General features: G+C 51.8%; 2 tRNA genes and 3 rRNA genes. All 5 read left to right on the forward strand.

Annotated features, from left to right (window positions below):
* Positions 1 to 354 precede the first annotated feature (354 nt).
* The 5 genes from AC1DSF_RS30380 (at position 355) to rrf (ending at position 5577) form a co-directional block, all read left to right on the forward strand.
* A 16S ribosomal RNA gene (locus AC1DSF_RS30380) occupies positions 355 to 1889 on the forward strand.
* A gap of 70 nt (positions 1890 to 1959) precedes the next feature.
* A tRNA-Ile gene (locus tag AC1DSF_RS30385) sits at positions 1960 to 2036 on the forward strand.
* 38 nt (positions 2037 to 2074) lie between these two features.
* Positions 2075 to 2150 (forward strand) — tRNA-Ala (locus AC1DSF_RS30390).
* 325 nt (positions 2151 to 2475) lie between these two features.
* Positions 2476 to 5346, forward strand: a 23S ribosomal RNA gene (locus tag AC1DSF_RS30395).
* Between the two features lie 118 nt (positions 5347 to 5464).
* Positions 5465 to 5577: ribosomal RNA gene (rrf, locus tag AC1DSF_RS30400) — 5S ribosomal RNA — on the forward strand.
* The 16S, 23S and 5S rRNA genes sit together here with 2 tRNA genes alongside, the layout of an rRNA operon.
* The last annotated feature ends 68 nt before the right edge of the window (positions 5578 to 5645 follow it).

Consider the following 5645-nt stretch of genomic DNA (forward strand, 5'->3'; position numbering starts at 1 on the left):
ACCGTGTCATAATCGAAGGCTCCGCTAAACACGGATCTTGATGTTGCTCTCCGGGGTGGTATTGAGATGAGCGGAGAGGGGGAAGAAAAAAACTTCAAAAGTTTTTCGAATCTTCTGAAAATCGTGTAATAATAGAGGGCTTCGCTGATCGCAGCGAAGTGAAGCGCGAAGCGGGATGCTAAGCGCGGTGATCGTTAAAAACATACAGCCGATAAGCGTGGGCGTTTGAGGCGAATGGCCAAGTTCTTCGGAACGAAGTCTTCGGACTTTAAACGCTCATGAGAATAGAAGTGAAGTTCACTTCAATTCCGTTTTTATGAGTTGCTTGAGAAATCGAGCGAAAAATTCAAGATCGAACTATAGAGTTTGATCCTGGCTCAGATTGAACGCTGGCGGCATGCCTTACACATGCAAGTCGAACGGCAGCACGGGAGCAATCCTGGTGGCGAGTGGCGAACGGGTGAGTAATACATCGGAACGTGCCCAATCGTGGGGGATAACGCAGCGAAAGCTGTGCTAATACCGCATACGATCTACGGATGAAAGCAGGGGACCGCAAGGCCTTGCGCGAATGGAGCGGCCGATGGCAGATTAGGTAGTTGGTGAGGTAAAGGCTCACCAAGCCTTCGATCTGTAGCTGGTCTGAGAGGACGACCAGCCACACTGGGACTGAGACACGGCCCAGACTCCTACGGGAGGCAGCAGTGGGGAATTTTGGACAATGGGCGCAAGCCTGATCCAGCCATGCCGCGTGCAGGATGAAGGCCTTCGGGTTGTAAACTGCTTTTGTACGGAACGAAACGGCCCTTTCTAATAAAGGGGGCTAATGACGGTACCGTAAGAATAAGCACCGGCTAACTACGTGCCAGCAGCCGCGGTAATACGTAGGGTGCAAGCGTTAATCGGAATTACTGGGCGTAAAGCGTGCGCAGGCGGTGATGTAAGACAGTTGTGAAATCCCCGGGCTCAACCTGGGAACTGCATCTGTGACTGCATCGCTGGAGTGCGGCAGAGGGGGATGGAATTCCGCGTGTAGCAGTGAAATGCGTAGATATGCGGAGGAACACCGATGGCGAAGGCAATCCCCTGGGCCTGCACTGACGCTCATGCACGAAAGCGTGGGGAGCAAACAGGATTAGATACCCTGGTAGTCCACGCCCTAAACGATGTCAACTGGTTGTTGGGAATTCACTTTCTCAGTAACGAAGCTAACGCGTGAAGTTGACCGCCTGGGGAGTACGGCCGCAAGGTTGAAACTCAAAGGAATTGACGGGGACCCGCACAAGCGGTGGATGATGTGGTTTAATTCGATGCAACGCGAAAAACCTTACCCACCTTTGACATGTACGGAATTTGCCAGAGATGGCTTAGTGCTCGAAAGAGAACCGTAACACAGGTGCTGCATGGCTGTCGTCAGCTCGTGTCGTGAGATGTTGGGTTAAGTCCCGCAACGAGCGCAACCCTTGTCATTAGTTGCTACATTCAGTTGGGCACTCTAGTGAGACTGCCGGTGACAAACCGGAGGAAGGTGGGGATGACGTCAAGTCCTCATGGCCCTTATAGGTGGGGCTACACACGTCATACAATGGCTGGTACAAAGGGTTGCCAACCCGCGAGGGGGAGCTAATCCCATAAAACCAGTCGTAGTCCGGATCGCAGTCTGCAACTCGACTGCGTGAAGTCGGAATCGCTAGTAATCGTGGATCAGAATGTCACGGTGAATACGTTCCCGGGTCTTGTACACACCGCCCGTCACACCATGGGAGCGGGTTCTGCCAGAAGTAGTTAGCCTAACCGCAAGGAGGGCGATTACCACGGCAGGGTTCGTGACTGGGGTGAAGTCGTAACAAGGTAGCCGTATCGGAAGGTGCGGCTGGATCACCTCCTTTCTGGAAACAAGCCATTTAAATTGAACGCCCACACTTATCGGTTGTTGGATGAAGTCGATTGCATCGACATGGGTCTGTAGCTCAGCTGGTTAGAGCACCGTCTTGATAAGGCGGGGGTCGTTGGTTCGAGCCCAACTAGACCCACCAATTCTTCCAATGGTCATAGGTGTCAATTGTGGACCCTTGGGGGATTAGCTCAGCTGGGAGAGCACCTGCTTTGCAAGCAGGGGGTCGTCGGTTCGATCCCGTCATCCTCCACCACCAACGCGAGCGCCTGTGGGGCGTTCGATACCGAGGCAATCAACACCAAAGCGGCTTTGTGCGCAAGCATGAGGCTTCTTTGTTGTTGATCGGGATCTCCTGATCAATCGGCTGTTCTTTAAAAATTCATAGAGTCGAATCAGCGCTGCTGACGGAAAGAGCTTCATGGCTCACCGTGCCGTCAGCAGCATGAATTTTTGATTGCGTCAAATGAACTTCAATTTCGAGTCAAATCGATTTATGAAGACGGCATAACGCGCCAGGTGAAAGACCTGGTAATTCCTTGATTGACTTTGGTTTCTGTGAAGAAACGTCAAAGTTATAGGGTCAAGTGAATAAGAGCATGTGGTGGATGCCTTGGCGATGATAGGCGACGAAGGACGTGATAGCCTGCGATAAGCTTCGGGGAGCTGGCAAATTAGCTTTGATCCGGAGATTTCCGAATGGGGAAACCCACCGAAAGGTATCGCATACTGAATACATAGGTATGCGAGGCGAACCGGGTGAACTGAAACATCTCAGTAGCTCGAGGAAAAGACATCAACCGAGATTCCGAAAGTAGTGGCGAGCGAAATCGGAGAAGCCTGTTAGTGATAGCACAAGACTTAACAGAACAGCTTGGAAAGGCTGGCCATAGCGGGTGATAGCCCCGTATGTGAAAAGACCTGTGTGGTACTGAGCTAACGAAAAGTAGGGCGGGACACGAGAAATCCTGTCTGAATATGGGGGGACCATCCTCCAAGGCTAAATACTCATCATCGACCGATAGTGAACTAGTACCGTGAGGGAAAGGCGAAAAGAACCCCGGGAGGGGAGTGAAATAGATCCTGAAACCGCATGCTTACAAAAAGTAGGAGCCCGCAAGGGTGACTGCGTACCTTTTGTATAATGGGTCAGCGACTTACATTCAGTGGCAAGGTTAACCGAATAGGGAAGCCGTAGAGAAATCGAGTCCGAATAGGGCGATCAGTCGCTGGGTGTAGACCCGAAACCAAGTGATCTATCCATGGCCAGGATGAAGGTGCCGTAACAGGTACTGGAGGTCCGAACCGACTAGTGTTGCAAAACTAGCGGATGAGCTGTGGATAGGGGTGAAAGGCTAAACAAACTTGGAAATAGCTGGTTCTCTCCGAAAACTATTTAGGTAGTGCCTCAAGTATTACCTTCGGGGGTAGAGCACTGTTTTGGCTAGGGGGTCATGGCGACTTACCAAACCAAGGCAAACTCCGAATACCGAAGAGTACAGCTTGGGAGACAGAGCACCGGGTGCTAACGTCCGGACTCAAGAGGGAAACAACCCAGACCGCCAGCTAAGGTCCCTAAAATTGGCTAAGTGGGAAACGAAGTGGGAAGGCTAAAACAGTCAGGATGTTGGCTTAGAAGCAGCCATCATTTAAAGAAAGCGTAATAGCTCACTGATCGAGTCGTCCTGCGCGGAAGATGTAACGGGGCTAAGCCAGTTACCGAAGCTGCGGATTTGCAATTTATTGCAAGTGGTAGGAGAGCGTTCTGTAAGCCTGTGAAGGTGCGTTGTAAAGCGTGCTGGAGGTATCAGAAGTGCGAATGCTGACATGAGTAGCGTTAAAGGGGGTGAAAAGCCCCCTCGCCGTAAGCGCAAGGTTTTCTACGCAACGTTCATCGGCGTAGAGTGAGTCGGCCCCTAAGGCGAGGCAGAGATGCGTAGCTGATGGGAAACAGGTCAATATTCCTGTACCGATGTGTAGTGCGATGTGGGGACGGATCTTAATAGGTCATCCGGGTGTTGGATATCCCGGTTTAGTTGGAAGTAGGCGATGGGTAGGCAAATCCGCCCGTCATATACCGAGGCCAACGATCGAGCCAGCTTGCTGGTGAAGTGACTGAACGAGGTTCCAGGAAAAGCCACTAAGCTTCAGCTGCACACGACCGTACCGCAAACCGACACTGGTGCGCGAGATGAGTATTCTAAGGCGCTTGAGAGAACTCAGGAGAAGGAACTCGGCAAATTGACACCGTAACTTCGGAAGAAGGTGTGCCCTATTAGTGTGAAGTGAACAACGGAGCATGAATGGGTTGCAAAAAATCGGTGGCTGCGACTGTTTATTAAAAACACAGCACTCTGCAAACACGAAAGTGGACGTATAGGGTGTGACGCCTGCCCGGTGCTGGAAGATTAAATGATGGGGTGCAAGCTCTTGATTGAAGTCCCAGTAAACGGCGGCCGTAACTATAACGGTCCTAAGGTAGCGAAATTCCTTGTCGGGTAAGTTCCGACCTGCACGAATGGCGTAACGATGGCCACACTGTCTCCTCCTGAGACTCAGCGAAGTTGAAATGTTTGTGATGATGCAATCTCCCCGCGGAAAGACGGAAAGACCCCATGAACCTTTACTGTAGCTTTGTATTGGACTTTGAACAGATCTGTGTAGGATAGGTGGGAGGCTTTGAAGCAGGGTCGCTAGATCTTGTGGAGCCAACGTTGAAATACCACCCTGGTGTGTTTGAGGTTCTAACCTAGGTCCATTATCTGGATCGGGGACAGTGCATGGTAGGCAGTTTGACTGGGGCGGTCTCCTCCCAAAGCGTAACGGAGGAGTTCGAAGGTACGCTAGTTACGGTCGGACATCGTGACGATAGTGCAATGGCATAAGCGTGCTTAACTGCGAGACTGACAAGTCGAGCAGATGCGAAAGCAGGACATAGTGATCCGGTGGTTCTGTATGGAAGGGCCATCGCTCAACGGATAAAAGGTACTCTGGGGATAACAGGCTGATACCGCCCAAGAGTTCATATCGACGGCGGTGTTTGGCACCTCGATGTCGGCTCATCTCATCCTGGGGCTGTAGCCGGTCCCAAGGGTATGGCTGTTCGCCATTTAAAGAGGTACGTGAGCTGGGTTTAAAACGTCGTGAGACAGTTTGGTCCCTATCTTCCGTGGGCGCTGCAGATTTGAGGAAGCCTGCTCCTAGTACGAGAGGACCGGAGTGGACACACCTCTGGTGTATCGGTTGTCACGCCAGTGGCATTGCCGAGTAGCTAAGTGTGGAAGAGATAACCGCTGAAAGCATCTAAGCGGGAAACTCGTTTCAAGATGAGATCTGCCGGGGCCTTGAGCCCCCTGAAGAGTCGTTCAAGACCAGGACGTTGATAGGTCGGGTGTGGAAGCGCAGTAATGCGTTAAGCTAACCGATACTAATTGCTCGTGCGGCTTGACCCTATAACTTTGATCCAGTCGATCAAAGTGTTATGCCAAGTTGACGCACTCAACCATTCACGCTGATTCCAAACTCTATGAATTCGCCAGGCTGATCCCATCAGCCCAGCAACCCTTTATGCCTGATGACCATAGCGAGGTGGTCCCACTCCTTCCCATCCCGAACAGGACAGTGAAACGCCTCAGCGCCGATGATAGTGCGGGTTCCCGTGTGAAAGTAGGTCATCGTCAGGCTCTTACAGCCCCAAAAAGCCCAGCCCTCTCAGGCTGGGCTTTTTGCGTTCCGCGCCCTCCCATCACCT

It is taken from the genome of Variovorax sp. 01N429 (assembly GCF_056399425.1).